General features: G+C 71.7%; 16 protein-coding genes. 9 read left to right on the forward strand and 7 right to left on the reverse strand.

The window, feature by feature from the left end; genetic code table 11:
• Positions 1-4 precede the first annotated feature (4 nt).
• The gene (locus tag ABZS58_RS25415; RefSeq protein ID WP_354785481.1) at positions 5-511 is read right to left on the reverse strand and encodes an Lrp/AsnC family transcriptional regulator; all 507 of its coding nucleotides are present in this window, start codon (positions 509-511) and stop codon (positions 5-7) included.
• Positions 512-579: 68 nt separating this feature from the next.
• Between ABZS58_RS25415 and ddaH the strand changes: the two genes are divergently transcribed.
• Complete coding sequence (gene ddaH, locus ABZS58_RS25420; protein ID WP_354785483.1) at positions 580-1,410, forward strand: dimethylargininase; 831 nt, start codon at positions 580-582, stop codon at positions 1,408-1,410.
• On the opposite strand, the gene ABZS58_RS25425 is transcribed toward ddaH, so the two are convergent.
• The 5 genes from ABZS58_RS25425 to ABZS58_RS25445 form a co-directional block, all read right to left on the reverse strand.
• Entirely contained in the window at positions 1,407-1,862 is a 456-nt protein-coding gene (locus ABZS58_RS25425) for a hypothetical protein (RefSeq protein WP_354785485.1), read from the reverse strand. The genes ddaH and ABZS58_RS25425 overlap by 4 nt on opposite strands.
• Before the next feature lie 69 nt (positions 1,863-1,931).
• Positions 1,932-3,275 (reverse strand): HAMP domain-containing sensor histidine kinase, encoded by a 1,344-nt coding sequence (locus tag ABZS58_RS25430; RefSeq protein WP_354785487.1) that lies wholly within the window; start codon positions 3,273-3,275, stop codon positions 1,932-1,934.
• Entirely contained in the window at positions 3,268-3,951 is a 684-nt protein-coding gene (locus ABZS58_RS25435; protein ID WP_354785489.1) for a response regulator transcription factor, read from the reverse strand. The genes ABZS58_RS25430 and ABZS58_RS25435 overlap by 8 nt, the downstream gene beginning before the upstream one ends.
• Before the next feature lie 136 nt (positions 3,952-4,087).
• Positions 4,088-4,579: a hypothetical protein gene (locus ABZS58_RS25440; RefSeq protein WP_354785491.1), complete on the reverse strand. Its 492-nt coding sequence runs from the start codon at positions 4,577-4,579 to the stop codon at positions 4,088-4,090.
• A gap of 146 nt (positions 4,580-4,725) precedes the next feature.
• On the reverse strand, positions 4,726-5,304 hold the full coding sequence (locus ABZS58_RS25445; RefSeq protein ID WP_354785493.1) for a hypothetical protein: 579 nt from the start codon (positions 5,302-5,304) through the stop codon (positions 4,726-4,728).
• A gap of 121 nt (positions 5,305-5,425) precedes the next feature.
• Between ABZS58_RS25445 and ABZS58_RS25450 the strand changes: the two genes are divergently transcribed.
• The 8 genes from ABZS58_RS25450 to ABZS58_RS25485 all read left to right on the forward strand — a co-directional run bounded on the left by ABZS58_RS25450 (position 5,426) and on the right by ABZS58_RS25485 (position 13,193).
• Complete coding sequence (locus ABZS58_RS25450) at positions 5,426-6,490, forward strand: HlyD family efflux transporter periplasmic adaptor subunit (protein ID WP_354785495.1); 1,065 nt, start codon at positions 5,426-5,428, stop codon at positions 6,488-6,490.
• An 11-nt stretch (positions 6,491-6,501) separates the two neighbouring features.
• The gene (locus ABZS58_RS25455) at positions 6,502-7,224 is read left to right on the forward strand and encodes a response regulator transcription factor (RefSeq protein ID WP_354785497.1); all 723 of its coding nucleotides are present in this window, start codon (positions 6,502-6,504) and stop codon (positions 7,222-7,224) included.
• Positions 7,221-8,828 (forward strand): HAMP domain-containing sensor histidine kinase, encoded by a 1,608-nt coding sequence (locus ABZS58_RS25460; protein WP_354785499.1) that lies wholly within the window; start codon positions 7,221-7,223, stop codon positions 8,826-8,828. Before ABZS58_RS25455 ends, ABZS58_RS25460 begins: the two co-directional genes overlap by 4 nt.
• Positions 8,829-8,864: 36 nt before the next feature.
• Positions 8,865-10,061, forward strand: a complete 1,197-nt coding sequence (locus ABZS58_RS25465; RefSeq protein ID WP_354785501.1) for an efflux RND transporter periplasmic adaptor subunit — start codon at positions 8,865-8,867, stop codon at positions 10,059-10,061.
• Between the two features lie 14 nt (positions 10,062-10,075).
• Complete coding sequence (locus tag ABZS58_RS25470) at positions 10,076-10,807, forward strand: ABC transporter ATP-binding protein (protein ID WP_354785503.1); 732 nt, start codon at positions 10,076-10,078, stop codon at positions 10,805-10,807.
• Positions 10,804-12,018, forward strand: coding sequence for an ABC transporter permease (locus ABZS58_RS25475; protein ID WP_354785505.1), 1,215 nt, complete (start codon positions 10,804-10,806; stop codon positions 12,016-12,018). Before ABZS58_RS25470 ends, ABZS58_RS25475 begins: the two co-directional genes overlap by 4 nt.
• A 96-nt stretch (positions 12,019-12,114) precedes the next feature.
• A complete protein-coding gene (locus ABZS58_RS25480; protein ID WP_354785507.1) occupies positions 12,115-12,714 on the forward strand; it encodes a hypothetical protein in 600 nt (199 codons plus the stop codon).
• A gap of 14 nt (positions 12,715-12,728) precedes the next feature.
• Positions 12,729-13,193, forward strand: coding sequence for a PH domain-containing protein (locus ABZS58_RS25485; RefSeq protein WP_354785509.1), 465 nt, complete (start codon positions 12,729-12,731; stop codon positions 13,191-13,193).
• Here the strand turns inward: ABZS58_RS25485 and ABZS58_RS25490 are convergent.
• On the reverse strand, positions 13,190-15,160 hold the full coding sequence (locus tag ABZS58_RS25490; protein ID WP_354785511.1) for a SpoIIE family protein phosphatase: 1,971 nt from the start codon (positions 15,158-15,160) through the stop codon (positions 13,190-13,192). The two genes, ABZS58_RS25485 and ABZS58_RS25490, sit on opposite strands and share 4 nt — an antisense overlap.
• Positions 15,161-15,189: the final 29 nt, after the last annotated feature.

Raw genomic sequence — 15,189 nt, forward strand, 5'->3', positions numbered from 1 at the left:
CGTGCTAGGACGTGGCGGGTGTCGATCCGGTTCCCGGCCCGGTGACGACTTTCGACCCGGTGACGACTTTCGGCGCGAGCCGCTCGACCAGCCTGGACAGCACGATCATGCTGCGGGTCGACGTCACGAAGGGCTCGGCACGCAGCCGCTCGAGCGCCTCCTCGAGGCCCGCCATGTCGACCGCCCGCAGGTGCACGAGCGCGTCGGCCTCACCGGAGATCGTGTACGCGCCGACGACCGCCGAGTGCCGCTTCGCGGCGTCCCGCAACTGCTGCGGCGAGGTGCGCCCGGTGCAGAACAGCTCGACGAACGCCTCCGTCGTCCAGCCCAGCGCGTCGGGGTCGACGAGCGCCGTATAGCCCCGGATCACTCCCGTCGATCGAAGGCGGTCGACACGTCGCTTGACGGCCGGCGCGGACAGCGCCACCTGGGATCCGATGTCTGCATACGATGAGCGGGCGTCCTCCTGGAGCAACGCAATGATCTGCTGGTCGATCGGGTCGAGGCGCAACGATTCCCTCCTCGAAAGCAAGTTTTTTAGCTGTTTTGTACAACCCCGCAAATCTACCGTTTGATCTCGTGACCCACGTCGAGCGGCTGCCGCGAGAGCGCACCTACCTGATGTCGCCACCCGAGCACTTCGTGGTGGAATACGCGATCAACCCGTGGATGGACGTGTCCACGCCGGTCGACACCGAGCTCGCCCTGAAGCAGTGGGAGGGCCTGCGCGAGACCCTCGTCCGGCTCGGCCACCAGGTGCACGTGCTCCCACCGGAGATCGGCCTGCCGGACATGGTCTACGCGGCCAACGGCGCGTTCAGCGTCGACGGCGTCGTCTACGGCGCGCGGTTCAAATACCCGCAGCGCATCGCCGAGGCGGCCGCGCACCGGCGGTTCTACGACAACCACGGCTGGAAGTTCGTCGCGCCCGTGGAGACCAACGAGGGCGAGGGTGACTTCGCCTACCTGCCCGACGCTCTCGGCGGCGGCGTGATCCTTGCCGGGCACGGCTTCCGGACCGAAGCGGCCGCGCACTCGGAGGCGCAGGAGACGCTCGGCCGGCCGGTGATCTCGCTGCGCCTGGTCGACCCGCGCTTCTACCACCTGGACGTGGCGCTGGCGTCGCTGGACGACCGCACGATCGTCTACTACCCGGGCGCGTTCTCCACCGCGTCGCAGCGGGTGCTCGCGCAGCTCTTCCCGGACGCGGTCGTCGCCGACGAGGAGGACGCGCTGTCCTTCGGGCTCAACCTCGTCTCCGACGGCCGCAGCGTGGTCCTCAACAGCGAAGCCACCGCCCTCGCGGCGAAGCTCCGCCAGGCCGGCTACGTGCCGGTCCCGGTGGAACTGACCGAACTCAAGAAGGGCGGCGGCAGCGTGAAGTGCTGTATCGCGGAGTTGCGGGTCTAAGACGGCGACCCGGCCGGGGCGCTGGGCGAAGACTGCACCAGCACGATCTGCGCCGTGTAGATCGTGCTGGGCTTCGCCGTGCCGCCGCTCGTCGTGATCGGGCCGCCGACCACCACGTCGCTGCCCGCCTGCAACGCCTCGGGCTGCGGACCCTTGCGCTTGTCGAGCACCTTGACGTTCTTGTCCAGGGCCCACGTCTTCGTGTAGCCGTCCGCCGACCGGACCGTCAGCGACCTGCTCGTGGCCGCGGTCGCCGTGCCCTTCTGCATGGCGACCCTGACCGGGCCCTTCTTCGTCTGCACGGTGCCTTCACCGTGCAGCACGCTCGAGAGCATGTCGTGCTGGCTGGTCTGACCCGACGGCGTCGGATCCGCCAGGGCGATCCCTGGCAGGGAGCCCAAGACCACCAGGATCACCGCGCTGACCAGCAGGCCTACCCGTGAGCGTCGCATCGGGGGGGAACCTCCTCGAACTGGGCCGACGGGTGCACTACCTCCGATCGCCCAGGCCCAAACCGTGCGTCACAACGGGATCGTCACCGTGAAGCGTGCCCCGCCCTCGGGGGCGTGGCCGGCCTCGATGCCGCCGCCGAGCCGCCGTGACATCCGCGCCGCGAGCGCCAGTCCCAGCCCGCTGCCGACCTTCCTTTCGCCCTGGTACCGCCGCGACAGCGCCCCACGCTCGAACGCCACCGCCAGGTCGTCGTCGGTGAATCCCGGCCCGCCGTCCCGGATCTCGATCGAGGCGGCGCCGGCCCGCCACACCAGCGCCAGCACGACCGGCGCCCCCGACGGCACGACCCGCAGCGCGTTCTCCAGCAGCCCGTCGACGATCTGCCGGATCCGGCCCGGATCGGTGCGCGCCGGCACCGGCATCGGTGGCAGCTCCGTGCGCAGCGGCAGTCCGGCCGCCGCGAGCCGTCCGCCCCACGCCTCGGCCGTCGTCGCCACCAGCTGGGTCAGGTCCACGTCGACCACCTCGATCGGCAGGTCCGCGGCCTGCAGGCGGGCCAGCACCAGCAGGTCGGCGATCAGCCGGTCCAGCCGCTCCGCCTCGTCGAGCACCGTCTGCCCGGCCCGCTGAGCGCCGTCGGGACCGACCACGCCGTCCGCGAGCGCCTCCGCGTAGCCACGGATCGTCGTCAGCGGGGTCCGCAGCTCGTGCGACACCGACAGCAGGAACTCCCGCTCCCGCCCCTCGCTCGTGGTCAGGGCCGCCGTCAGCGCGTTGACCGCGTGCGCCAGGTCCGCGACCTCCGTCGGGCCGCGGGCGTCGAGGGTGACGGACCGGTCTCCGGCGCTGAGCCTGTTCGCGGCCGCTGCCACGGTACGGATGGGACGCGCGATCTTTCGTGCCAGCAGCACCCCGGCGAGCAGTCCGGCCGCCAACCCGGCCAGCAGGGCGATCCACAACTGCCCCCACAGGCGGGCCAGTGTCCTCGACGGCGGCTCCTCGGTCAGCACGACCCCGTTGCCGGCGTTGCCGATCGGCCGGCCCACCACCAGCTGGACCTTCTTGTCGACCATCGCCCGGCGGACCGGCACCTGGCGTCCGGCCCCGACCGTCCTGACCACCCCGTCGGGGAGGCCCGCCCGATCCGGCTGGCCCGCCCGGATCAGGTAGACCTCGATCCCGCGCGCCCGCAGCCGCTTCACGATCACCTGCTCGTCGGCGCTCTTGGCGGTGTTGAACCGCGGTCGCAGCAGCTCCGCGGTCAGCGTCGCCTCGTCGGCGAGCCGGGTCCGCGCCGACGTGTTCGCCTCCTGGATGGCCAGCGGCGCCCCGACGAGCGCGGTGACCAGCACCGAGATGACGGCGACCGCGCAGGTCACCAGCGCGCTGCGCCCGACGATGGACCTAAGCACCCGCGGTGTACCCGACACCCCGCACCGTCCTGAGCACGTTCGCCGCGTCGCCGAGCTTGCCGCGCACCTGTGCCACGTGCACGTCCACCGTCCGCGTCCCCGAGTGCGCGGCGTATCCCCACACCGAGCCGAGCAGCTCCTCCCTGGTGAACACCCGGCCGGGCCGGTTCATCAGGTGCGCCAGCAGCGCGAACTCCGTCGACGTCAGCACCACGAGCTCGCCGTCCACCCGGCATTCCCGCCGGGCCGGGTCGAGCGTCACCGGCCCGACGGTGCGGACCTGCTCGACGTCCGGCGGCCCCTGCGTGCGGCGCAGCACCGCCTTGACCCGCGACACCAGCTCCCGCGGGCTGAAGGGCTTGGTCACGTAGTCGTCGCCGCCGAGCTCCAGGCCCAGGATCCGGTCGACCTCGTCGTCCCGTGCGGTCAGGAACAGCACCGGCGTCCAGTCGCCGGCCTCCCGCAGCCGCCGGCAGATCTCGGTGCCGTCGAGGCCGGGCAGCGCGATGTCGAGCACACACGCGACCGGCCGCAGCTTCCGCGCCGCGGCCAGCCCGGCGGTGCCGTCGTGCTCGACGTGCACCCCGAAGCCGTCGCGCGCCAGATACATGCGCAGCAGATCGGCGATCGGCCGCTCGTCCTCGACGACCAGCACCAGCCCTTTGCCCTGATCCACCGCCCCATTCTGCCGCCGTCACGGCCCCCGCGGTGTTCGGGTGATGTTTGGATCTGCGATCAGACGGATACAAGAACATCGATCGGTCCACCCCTGCGGCACGCCAGCGCCCGCATGGGGTGGACCGACCTCGGTGCTAGGCGAAGCGCAGGACCGCTCGGGCCAGGGCGGGGACCCGCTGGGTCGAAGCCGCCGCGATCACGCCGAACGGAGTGCGGAAGGCCTGCTTGAGGGCTTCGTCGAGGCGCCACATCTCGACCTTGTCCGGCAGCCGGACCCACACGTTCTCGCGGACGCCGTCGATGGCGGTCACGCCGAGCTGGATGCCGGTGCGGTCGGGCTCCGGCGTCCAGGTGACGTCGGCGAGCTGGTGCAGGTCGGCGTTGAGGTGCAGCGAGACCCGGCGCAGCAGCGGCGACTCGGTGGTGATCACGAGCCGGTTGCGGGTCAGCATCAGCACGCCGCGGCGGGTGGCGCGGGACGTGCAGCGGGCGACGACGGCGACCGAATCGCGGTCGCCGGCGCAGCCACGCAGCACCTGCACGTGGCGGCGGATGGTTGCGGCGGACAGGCTCGCCAGTGCCGTGGCCGGCAGGAAGGTGCACGAGAAGGTGTCCAGCGTCTCCATACCGAAGGCAACGAGGGTTCGCGCTCAGCGACACGCGTCGCCGACCCGATTCAGCGCCGATCTTGCGGGCGTAGTGCCGGGACGCTCCCACAGTGTCCCTTTTGCCACCACCACGACCGCAAGACCGGCGCACACCCTGTCCGGTGTTACGACGTGGACGGGCGAGGGCTGGGCTTGAGCGGCGCGCAGGCGGTCACGGCGGCGGCGACCTTCGCGTCGGCGGTGTCGAGCTGGTCGACCGGGCCGCTGACAGTGACGCCGTGCTCGGTCAGGCAGTTGCGGTACGCGGCGTCGCGGCCGCCACCCCCGCCGTTACCGTTGCCGCCGAACCCGCCGCTGGGGAACGCGGTCGGGCGCAGCGACTCGCACGCCTTCTGCGCCTTCTCCCAGGTCTGCTGGTCGACGCCCTCGGGCGCCGCGGTGCCGAAGAAGCCACCGCCACCCCCACGGAAGCCACCGCTGCCGGACGGCCGCGGCTGCCCTGAAGGGAACGCCGTCGGGCGACCGGAAGCGTTGCCGTCCGGCCGGGCGGTCGGGCGACCCGAGCCGTTCATCTGCGGCAGGTTGACGCCGTTGTTGCGCAGGCACGACGCATAGTCGGTGCCGCCCGAGGCGACCGCTGCGGGCGCCGCGGGGTCCGACGACCCGCACGCCGTGGCGAAGACCGCCACCACGGCGAACGCGAGCGCGACGCCGCCGATCCGCTTGTTCATCACTCGCGCCATGGAACGGCCCCAACCTCGACGGCGCGTGGGCTGAACCTCAAAATTCGGTAATAACGCCTTCCCAGGGAACTTTGAGGTCCGGTCGAGCTGACGGGGAGCCGGGACCGGTCCACTTGCAGGCATGAAGGTCTGGTGGCTGGCCGGAGGGGCCGCCGTGCTCGCGGTCGCGGTTGTCGTGGGTGTCATGTTGACCGGCGGCGAGAAGGCCGCGCCGGCGAAGGTGAGCACGTCCAAGGTGACCCGCGGGTCGGTCACCACGACGATCTCGGCCTCGGGGACGGTGCAGGCGCAGCAGAGCCGCACGCTCGGGTTCTCCAGCAGCGGCACGCTGACCGAGCTCACCGTGAAGCCCGGCGACGAGGTCGCCGCCGGCGTGGTCCTGGCCCGCATCGACGCGACCTCGGCGCAGGAGTCGGTGGACGCCGCGCAGGAGAGCGTCGACAGCGCCGCGGACGCCCTCGACCGCGCCCAGACCGCGCAGGCGAGCGCGACCAGTACCCCGTCGGCATCCGCGTCGGCGAGCCGGGCACCCGGGGGTGGTGGGCAGCAGCAGCAAGGCGCCAACAGCGGCAACGCCGTGCAGAACGCTTCCGACAACCTCCTGTCCGCGCAGCAGCGGCTGAACAACGCCAAGCTGACCCTGACCCAGGCCAACGCCAAACTCGCCGGAACGGTGATCACCGCTCCGGTGGCCGGGAAGATCCTCGCGGTGAACGGCACGGTCGGCTCCAACGCCGGTTCGAGTGTCATCACGCTCGCCGGCACCGGCGACGTCGTCGTCAAGGCGCAGTTCACCGAGGCGGAGGTGGCGCACCTGAAGCTCGACCAGGTCGCGCGGATCACGCTGCCGGACAACGCGAGCGCCAAGTACCAAGGCAAGGTCATCCAGATCGACCCGGCGGGCACCGTGTCCAACCGGCTGGTGCGCTACGCGGCGCTGATCTCCTTCGACAAGGTGCCGGACACGCTGCTGTACGGCCAGAGCGCTACTGTCGCAGTGGTCACCGCATCCGCGGACGGCGTGCTGTCGGTGCCCTCCACCGCTGTGCACGACGGCAAAGTCGTGGTGAGGGTCAACGGGCGGGACGAGGCGCGCGCCGTCGAGACGGGTCTGCGCGGCGACGTCAACACCGAGATCAAGAGCGGGCTTGCCGAAGGCGACGAAATCCTGACAGCGGGCCAGTGACGATGGAGCCGATGACCGCACAACTGCCGAGCGGCCAGCCGCTGCCGAAGGTCCTCGTCGTGGACGACGAGGCGAGCATCCGCGCCCTGCTGTCGGCGACGCTGCGGCTCACGGGCTTCGACGTCAAGGTCGCCACGGGCGGGCGGGAGGCCCTCACGGCCGCCGCCGACTTCGCCCCCGACCTGGTCGTGCTCGACGTGATGATGCCGGACCTGGACGGCTTCGAGGTGGCGCGGCGGCTGCGCGGCGGCAACCGGCCCGTGCCGGTGCTGTTCCTGACCGCCCGCGACTCGGTGGAGGACCGGATCTCGGGCCTGACGGTCGGCGCCGACGACTACGTGGCGAAGCCGTTCAGCCTGGAGGAGGTCGTGCTGCGGATCCGGGCGATCCTGCGGCGCAGCCTGGGCGAGCAGCAGCAGCTCGTCGACGGCGGGGTGCTGCGCTACGCGGACCTGGAGATGGACGAGGACGCCCACGAGGTGCGCCGCGGCGGCCACCGGGTCGACCTGTCCCCGACCGAGTTCAACCTGCTGCGGTACCTGCTGACGAACGCGGGCCGGGTGGTCAGCAAGGCGCAGATCCTCGACCGCGTCTGGAACTACGACTTCGGCGGCGACGGGCGCATCGTCGAGTCGTACGTCTACTACCTGCGCCGCAAGGTCGACAAGTGGGACCCGCCGCTGATCCACACGGTCCGCGGGGTCGGCTACGCGCTGCGCCTGCCACAGAAATGAGGCCCTGGCGGCAGTGGGCGGTCCGGACCAGGATCGTCGTCTCCGTGGTGGCCCTGGCCGGGGTCGCGCTCATCGCCGCGAACGCGATCGGCGTCGGACTGCTCAACTGGTACCTGATGCAACGCATCGACGACCAGCTGGAGCACTCGGCCCGGCCGCCGGGCTTCGTCAACCCGAACCGCACCGCGAACCCCAACCCGTTCGCGACCCCTTCGGTCAACCCCAGCGTGAGCCCGAGCGCGGGCGTGCGCCGCGACGGCTATCCGCGGGAGCGCGGTGAGTTCTTCCCCGGCCCGCTGTATCAGATCTACCGCTTCGACAGCACCGGCAAGCTGCAGAACCCCGAGCCGGTCGTCCTGGATCCCGCGCTGTTCGGGGACCTGAAGCAGCGGGCCGCGCAGCCGACGCCCTTCACCGTCACCACGCCCGCCGGCGAGGACTGGCGGGTCATCGTGTTCCCCGCCAACTTCCAGGGCAACGGCGGCTACGGCGCCAACGCGGTCGCCCTGGTCGACGTCCAGGACACCCGGGACCGGATGCTGCAGTACTCGCTGCTGGTCAGCCTGATCCTGCTGGGCTTCGTCGGGCTGGCGACCGCGACCCTGGTCCGGGTCGGCCTGAGCCCGCTGACCCGCATGGAGGAGACCGCGGTCGAGATCGCGGACGGCAACCTGTCGAGCCGGATCGTGGACGCCGACCCGCACACCGAGTCAGGGCGGCTCGGCATCGCGCTGAACACGATGCTGACCCGGATCGAGGAGGCCGTCGACGACAGCGCCGACTCGGAGCGCAGGCTGCGCCAGTTCCTCGCCGACGCCGCGCACGAGCTGAGGACGCCACTGACCTCGGTGCAGGGTTTCGCCGAGTTGTACCGCCGCGGCGGCGCCCCGCCCGGACCGGCGCTCGACGAGGCGATGGAGTGCATCGAGGCCGAGGTGAGCAGGATGCGGCTGCTCGTCAACGACCTGCTGACGCTGGCCCGGATGGACGAGGAGCGAGCGCTGCAACTGCACCCCGTCGACCTGCTCGCCGTCGCCGCCGACTCCGTCAGGGACGCGCACGTGCGGGTGCCGACGCGCTTCGTGCAGCTCTCGGCGCTCGACGACCGGTCGGTGACGTTCGAGCCGGTGACGGTGGAGGGCGACGAGGCGCGCATCCGGCAGGTCGTCGCCAACCTGGTCAGCAACGCGTTGCAGCACACGCCGGAGGACACCCGGGTGGTCGTGCGGGTCGGGCGGGCCACCCCCGGCGGGCCACCGCCGACCGCCACCATCGGCGCGCCGCCGGACGGGGTGCCGCTCGCCGCGATCGAGGTCAGCGACACGGGACCCGGCATGAAGCAGGACGATGCCGTCCGCGTGTTCGAGCGCCTGTACCGCGCGGAAGGCTCCCGCTCGCGCAGGCACGGCGGTGCCGGGCTCGGCCTGGCCATCGTGGCGGCGATCGTGCAGGCGCACGGCGGTCGGGTCGAGCTGTGGACGGCACCCGGCGAGGGCGCGCGCTTCCGCGTGCTGCTCCCGGCGACGGACGAACCCGACTTCAGCGAGGACTTTTCCGACGAAGCCGAGGAAAGTAGATTCCGAGGTAACTCCGAGGGAAGCTGAGGGTCGCTCCGAGCGGCACCCTCCACGATTCCCTTCATGCGTTTGTCGCTGCCGTCTCTGCCACGGCTCAACTCCGTGGGCCTGATCAACGCCGCGCTCGCGGTCGCCGCGGTCGGCGGTGGGTTCTGGGCCTACCAGATCGTCTCCGGTCCGGCCGAGGCTCAGGCCTCGCAGACCAACACCCGGACCCGGGTCGTCGCGGCGACGCAGGGCACGGTGTCGCAGACGGTGTCGGCGTCCGGATCAGTGGCCAGCTCCGCGACCGCCAGCGCCAACTTCGCCGCCTCGGGCACCGTCACCGAGGTCGACGTGAAGGTCGGCGACGTGGTCACCAAGGGTCAGGTCCTCGCCAAGGTCGACCCGACGGCCGCGAACGCGTCGCTGAACACGGCGAAGGCCAACCTGACCGCGGCGAAGGCGGCGCTCACGCGGGCGGAGAACAACAACGCCGACGACGCCACGATCGCGTCCGCCGAGGCGCAGGTCGCCACCGCGCAGGCCAGTGTCACCTCGGCGCAGACGACGGTCAACGGCACGGTCCTGACCGCCCCGATCGCGGGCACGGTCACCGCGGTCAACGGCGCGGTCGGCTCGACCTCCTCCTCGTCGGGCTCTTCGTCGGGTGGCGGCGGCGCCACCACCGGCGGCACCACCTCGACGTCCTCCTCCGGCTTCATCCAGCTCGCCGACCTCACGAAGCTGCAGATCAACGCCGGCTTCGCCGAGGCCGACGCGACGAAGCTCAAGGCCGGGCAGACCGCGGAGATCAGCTGGAGCGCGCTGAGCGGCACCCGCGCGACCGGCAAGGTCAGCGCGATCTCGCCGACCGCCACGACCACCAACAACGTCAACTCCTACGCGGTGGTCATCGGGCTGGACACGCTGCCGGAGGGGGTGCGGCTCGGACAGAGCACCACCGCGGTCGTGACGATCGCCGAGGCGCAGAACGCGGTGCGCATCCCGACCGCGGCCCTCCGCACGGCCGGCGGCCAGCGCACGGTCGAGGTGCAGGTCAACGGCCAGGTGGAGACCCGGACCGTCGAGGTCGGCATCACCGGCGGCTCGTTCGTGGAGATCAGGTCCGGCCTCACCGCCGGTGAACAGGTCGTGATCACCACGACCACGACGAACTCCACGACCGGCACCACCAACCAGTTCCCCGGCGGTGGCAACTTCCCCGGCGGCGGAGGCGGCTTCACCGGCGGTGGCGGCGGCGCCCGCCCGGGCAACTGATGGGAGCCGTGGACATGGGCGTTCCGGTGCACGAGACGGCGGCGTCGCAGGGCACGGGCCCGAGCCCGGTGCTCGACGTGCAGCACGTCCGAAAGATCTACGGACAGGGCGAGACCGAGGTCCAGGCCCTGCGCGGGGTGTCGCTCACCGTCGAGCGCGGCGACTACGTGGCGATCATGGGCTCGTCGGGGTCCGGCAAGTCGACGCTGATGAACATCCTCGGCTGCCTCGACATCCCGACGACCGGCAGGTATCTCCTCGACGGCGTCGACGTGAGCCGGCTCAACGACCGGCAGCTCGCGCTCGTGCGCAACCGGCGGATCGGCTTCGTGTTCCAGGCGTTCAACCTCATCGCCCGGACCACCGCGCTCGCCAACGTCGAGCTGCCGCTCGCCTACGCGGGGGTCAAGGGCGCCGAGCGCCGCCGACGGGCCAACCTCGCGCTCGCCATGGTCGGGCTCGCCGACCGCGCCGACCACGAGCCCAACCAGCTCTCCGGCGGCCAGCAGCAGCGGGTCGCGGTCGCCAGGGCGCTGGTCACCGCGCCGGCGCTCGTCCTCGCCGACGAGCCCACCGGCAACCTCGACACGCAGTCCACCAACGACGTCCTCGCCGTTTTCGACCGGCTCAGCGCGTCGGGCCGGACGATCGTGCTGATCACCCACGAGCCGGACGTCGCCGAGCGGGCGAAGCGACTGATCCGGCTCGTCGACGGACACATCGTCCAGGATGAGCGGCTGAAGTGAACCTCTTCGAGACGATCCGCTTCGCGCTGCGCGCGATCACCGCCAACAAGCTGCGCTCCAGCCTCACCGTGCTGGGCATCCTCATCGGCGTCGCCGCGGTCATCCTGCTCGTCGCGGTCGGCAACGGCTCCGCGCAGGCGGTCCAGCGGCAGATCGAGGCGCTCGGCACCAACACGCTGACGGTCACCGCCGGCGGTGGCGGTGGCGCCCGCGGCGCGGCCTCGACGACGAGCACCGCGCTCAACATGGACCTGGTGCCGGCACTGGAGGACAAGGCCGAGGCGCCGCATGTGCGCAGCGTCTCGCCGGTCGTCACCGGCTCCCAGTCGGCCACCTACGAGGGCACCGACCACACGATCGCGCAGTTCGTCGGCACGTACCCGGGCTGGGTCGCGGCCTCGAACTTCAAGGTCGCCAAGGGTTCGCTCTTCACCGACGAGGACGTCAAGGACTCCCGCAAGGTCGTCGTGATCGGCAAGACCGTCGCCGAGGAGCTCTTCGGCACCGTCGACCCGCTGTCGAAGCAGGTCACCGTCGCCGGCAAGCTCTTCACCGTCGTCGGGGTCCTCGCCGACAAGGGCGGCACGGGCTTCACCGACCCCAACGACGTCGCGGTCGCGCCCGTCAGCGCGGTGCAGGAGTCGCTGACCGGCTACGGCTCGCTGAACCAGCTGCTGATCCAGGCCACCTCGCCGGAGGACGTCACCGACGCGCAGAGCGAGGTGACCGCGATCCTCAACGCCAAGCTCAACATCACCGGGTCGAGCACCAGCGCATACCGCATCCAGAACGCCTCGCAGCTGCTGGAGACCCGGGCGAACACCGCGGAGACCTTCACCCTACTGCTCGGCGCCGTCGCCGGGATCAGCCTGCTGGTCGGCGGGATCGGCATCACCAACATCATGATGGTCACCGTCACCGAGCGGACCCGGGAGATCGGCATCCGTAAGGCGCTCGGCGCGCCGAAGCGCACGATCCTCACCCAGTTCCTGGTCGAGGCGACCGTGCTCAGCCTGATAGGCGGGCTGCTGGGCGTCGCCGCCGCGGTGATCGGCAGCCGCTTCACCATTGTCAGCATCCAGCCTGTCATCGTGCCCAGCTCGGTCTTCCTGGCGCTGGGGTTCTCGGTCGCGATCGGGCTGTTCTTCGGCAGCTACCCGGCCAGCCGCGCCGCCGGCCTGCGCCCCATCGAAGCACTTCGCTATGAGTAGGTCCGTCCGTGCGGGCCGGTCCGGGTTGTGGTGCCTGACCCCTCGCGGGCATCGCAACCCGGTCCGCTCCGCACGGCAGTCGACGAGGAGATTCCTGTGAGCCACGCCTTTCGCCGGCCGAACGCGTCCGCCTCGATCGACGAGATCGACAATTCGGACACGGAGATCCTTGAACCGGTGCTCTTCGAGGAGTCGGACGACCTTCTCGCGCAGCCGCTCGACGACGACCTGAACGAGCGGATCACCAAGGCGGCGCCGCGCCGGCTGGCCAACCGCGCAACCTTCGTCCTGGCCGGGCTGGCGCTGCTGGTCGCGGGCTTCGTCGGCGGCGCGCAGGTGCAGAAGAGCTACGGGACCGCGCCGGCCGCGACCGGTGTGCCCGGCGGCGCCAACCCGGCCGCCCTGGCCAGCCAGTTCGCGGGCCGCGGCGGGTTCAACAACGGGGGGCAGGCCGGCACCGGCACGCAGACCGGGGCCCGCGGCGGCGGGATCACGGGCACCGTCAAGCTCGTCGACGGCACCACCGTCTATGTGGAGACCGCCGACGGTCAGACGCTGATCGTGAAGACCAGCGGCACGACCACCGTCTCGGCGCCCGGCGCGCTGAAGGACCTCACCGCCGGCTCCAGCGTGACGATCGTCGGCCAGAACGCCGACGGTACGGTCACCGCCACCTCGATCACGAAGACGAAATAGCGCATGCTGGTGGCATGGACATCCGCAGCGGCGCCTTCTCCGGCTCGACACCGCGGCCGGCCGAGGCCGGCACCGACCTGCGGTGGCGGGTGTCGAAGGGGTTCACGGCGCTGAAAGGCTGCGCGGCGATCGGCCTGCTGCTCGCGGGCTTCTTCGCCGCAGGCGACCGCCGGGCGTTCGCCGCCGCGCTGATCGCCGCGGTCATCCTCGCCGTCTATGCGCTGCGTGACGTCGTCGCGCCCGTCCGGCTCGCCGCGGACCTCGAAGGGATCACCGTCGTCAGCGGCTACGCGGGGCGCCGCCGGCTCGACTGGGCGCAGGTGGAGCGGATGCGGGTCGACGCCCGCTCCCGGGGCGGCATGCGCAGCGAGCTCCTCGAAATCGACGCGGGCGAGCATTTGTTCCTGCTCAGCCGGTACGACCTCAACGCGCACCCCGCCGACGTCTACGAAGAGCTGCTACGGCTGCGCGGTTTCTAGGTGTCGTTGCGGACGGCGAAGATGGCGATGTCGTCGCGGGGGGACTCCGGGGAGAAGCCCAGCGTCGTCGCGCGCAGGCGGGCCACCACCACGTCGGCGGGGAAGCCGGCCAGCAGCGCCGCCTCCTCACGCAGCCGGTCGACGCCGAACAGCTCCGTGCCGCGGCGGCGCTCGGTGACGCCGTCGGTGTAGAAGATCAGCGTGTCGCCGGGCCGCAGCGTGATCTGCGTGCGCGGGGTGCTGATCCTGTCGAGCAGACCCAGGGCGGTGCCGCACTTGCCGGCCAGCTCGGTGCTGCCGTCGGCCCGCAGCAGCACCGGCTGGTCGTGCCCGGCCAGGTGCAGGGCCACGTCGAGCGTGCCGTCGGGCCGGCGCAGGATCTCCGCCAGGCAGAGGGTGCAGAAGCGGCCGGCCCCGCGCTCCAGCAGCGTCTCGTTGATCCGCTTGAGCGTCTCGGGCATCGGCCGGCCGTCGCGCACCAGGACGCGGGTCACGTCTCGTACCAACCCTGTCACCGTCGCCGCCTGCACGCCCTTGCCCGACACGTCGCCGACGACGACCAGCCACCGGCGGCCGGACAGCGGCACCACGTCATAGAAGTCGCCGCCGACGTCGACCCCTTCGCCGGTCGGCACGTATTCGGCGCCGAACTCCACGCCGTCGGCCTTCGGCAGCTGCGGCGGTAGCAGCGAGCGCTGCAGCTCCTGGGCGATGCTGCGCCGCTCGGCGTGGATGTTCGCGTTGTCGATCGCGAGCGCGGCGCGCCGGGCCACGTCCTCGACGACGGCGACCTCCTCGCTGCGCTGCCACGTGTCCCGGCCGCCGCCGACGGTCAGCGTGCCCAGGTGCTGCCCGCGGGCGATGAGCGCGACGACATAACCCTCCAGCGGAGGGCCGAGCGGCACCACCGCGTCGGTGCCCATCGCCTCCTTCAGCTGCGGGCCCGCCTCCGCGAGCGTGTCGAGCAGCTCGGTGAGCATCGCCTCGTCGGCGTGCGCGGCTGCGGCCAGCCGCAGCTCACCGCCGGCGTCGGCGGCGTGGATCGCGCACCAGGTGCCGAGCCGGGGCACCACCAGGCGCGGGATCAGCGCCAGGGTCAGCTCGACGTCGAGGGACTGGGCGAGCAGCTCGCTGGCGTCGGCGAGGAACGTCAGCCAGGTGCGCCGCTCCGAGTCGGCGCGGCGCAGCCGGTGGTTCTCGACCAGCAGCATCAGCCGGTCGGCGGCGAGGGAGGTCAGTGGGCGCGCGTAGGGGTTGCCGCCACCGCCGGCGACGAGCAGCTCCGCCCGCCACGGCTTGGTGACCCGCAGCGGGACGCGCCGTCCGCTGTCGACGGTGCCGGTGAGCCGGCCGACGGCGGCGACCGTGTGCGGGCCGGCACCCTCGTCGAGGGTCAGCGCGGCGCCGGACGCGTTGATCACGCCGACGAGCCGCTGCAGCAGCTCCTCGGCGACCTCGGTCAGGGAAGTGCCGGTGCCGGACCAGCCCAGCGCGCCGAGCGCCTCCGGGGCCGGCGCGACGGGTGCCTCGAAGGCGGGTGGCGCGATGTCGCTTTTCCCGAAAGGCGCGCCCGGCTTGTCGAGCCGGAACCAGACGCCCTTGCCACCGCCGAAGTGCAGCGTGCCCCAGGAGGACGCCAGCTGGTTGACCAGCAGCAGCCCGCGCCCGCGCTCGTCCAGATCCGTGACGGTGGCGCCGGGCACGGGGATGTTGGGCGTCACGGTGCCCGGCTTGAAGTCCAGGACCGTGACCGTCAGCGAGGTGTCGATGGCGGTCATCTCGACGTCGACCTCGGTGCGGGCGTGCACGACGCTGTTGGTGGTCAGCTCGGTCACGAGCAGCAGCGCCTCGTCGAGGATCGCGCCCAGGTCCCGTTCGTGCACGATCGTCCGGATCGCTTCGCGGGCCAGCCCAGGAGAGCTATGGTCGGCCGGGAGTCGGATCCTCCGGACGGTCGGGGCGTTCACACCTCGCAGTCTCTACCGAACGGTGGTAA

The sequence above is a fragment of the Dactylosporangium sp. NPDC005555 genome (assembly GCF_040605635.1).
Classification (GTDB): Bacteria; Actinomycetota; Actinomycetes; order Mycobacteriales; family Micromonosporaceae; genus Dactylosporangium.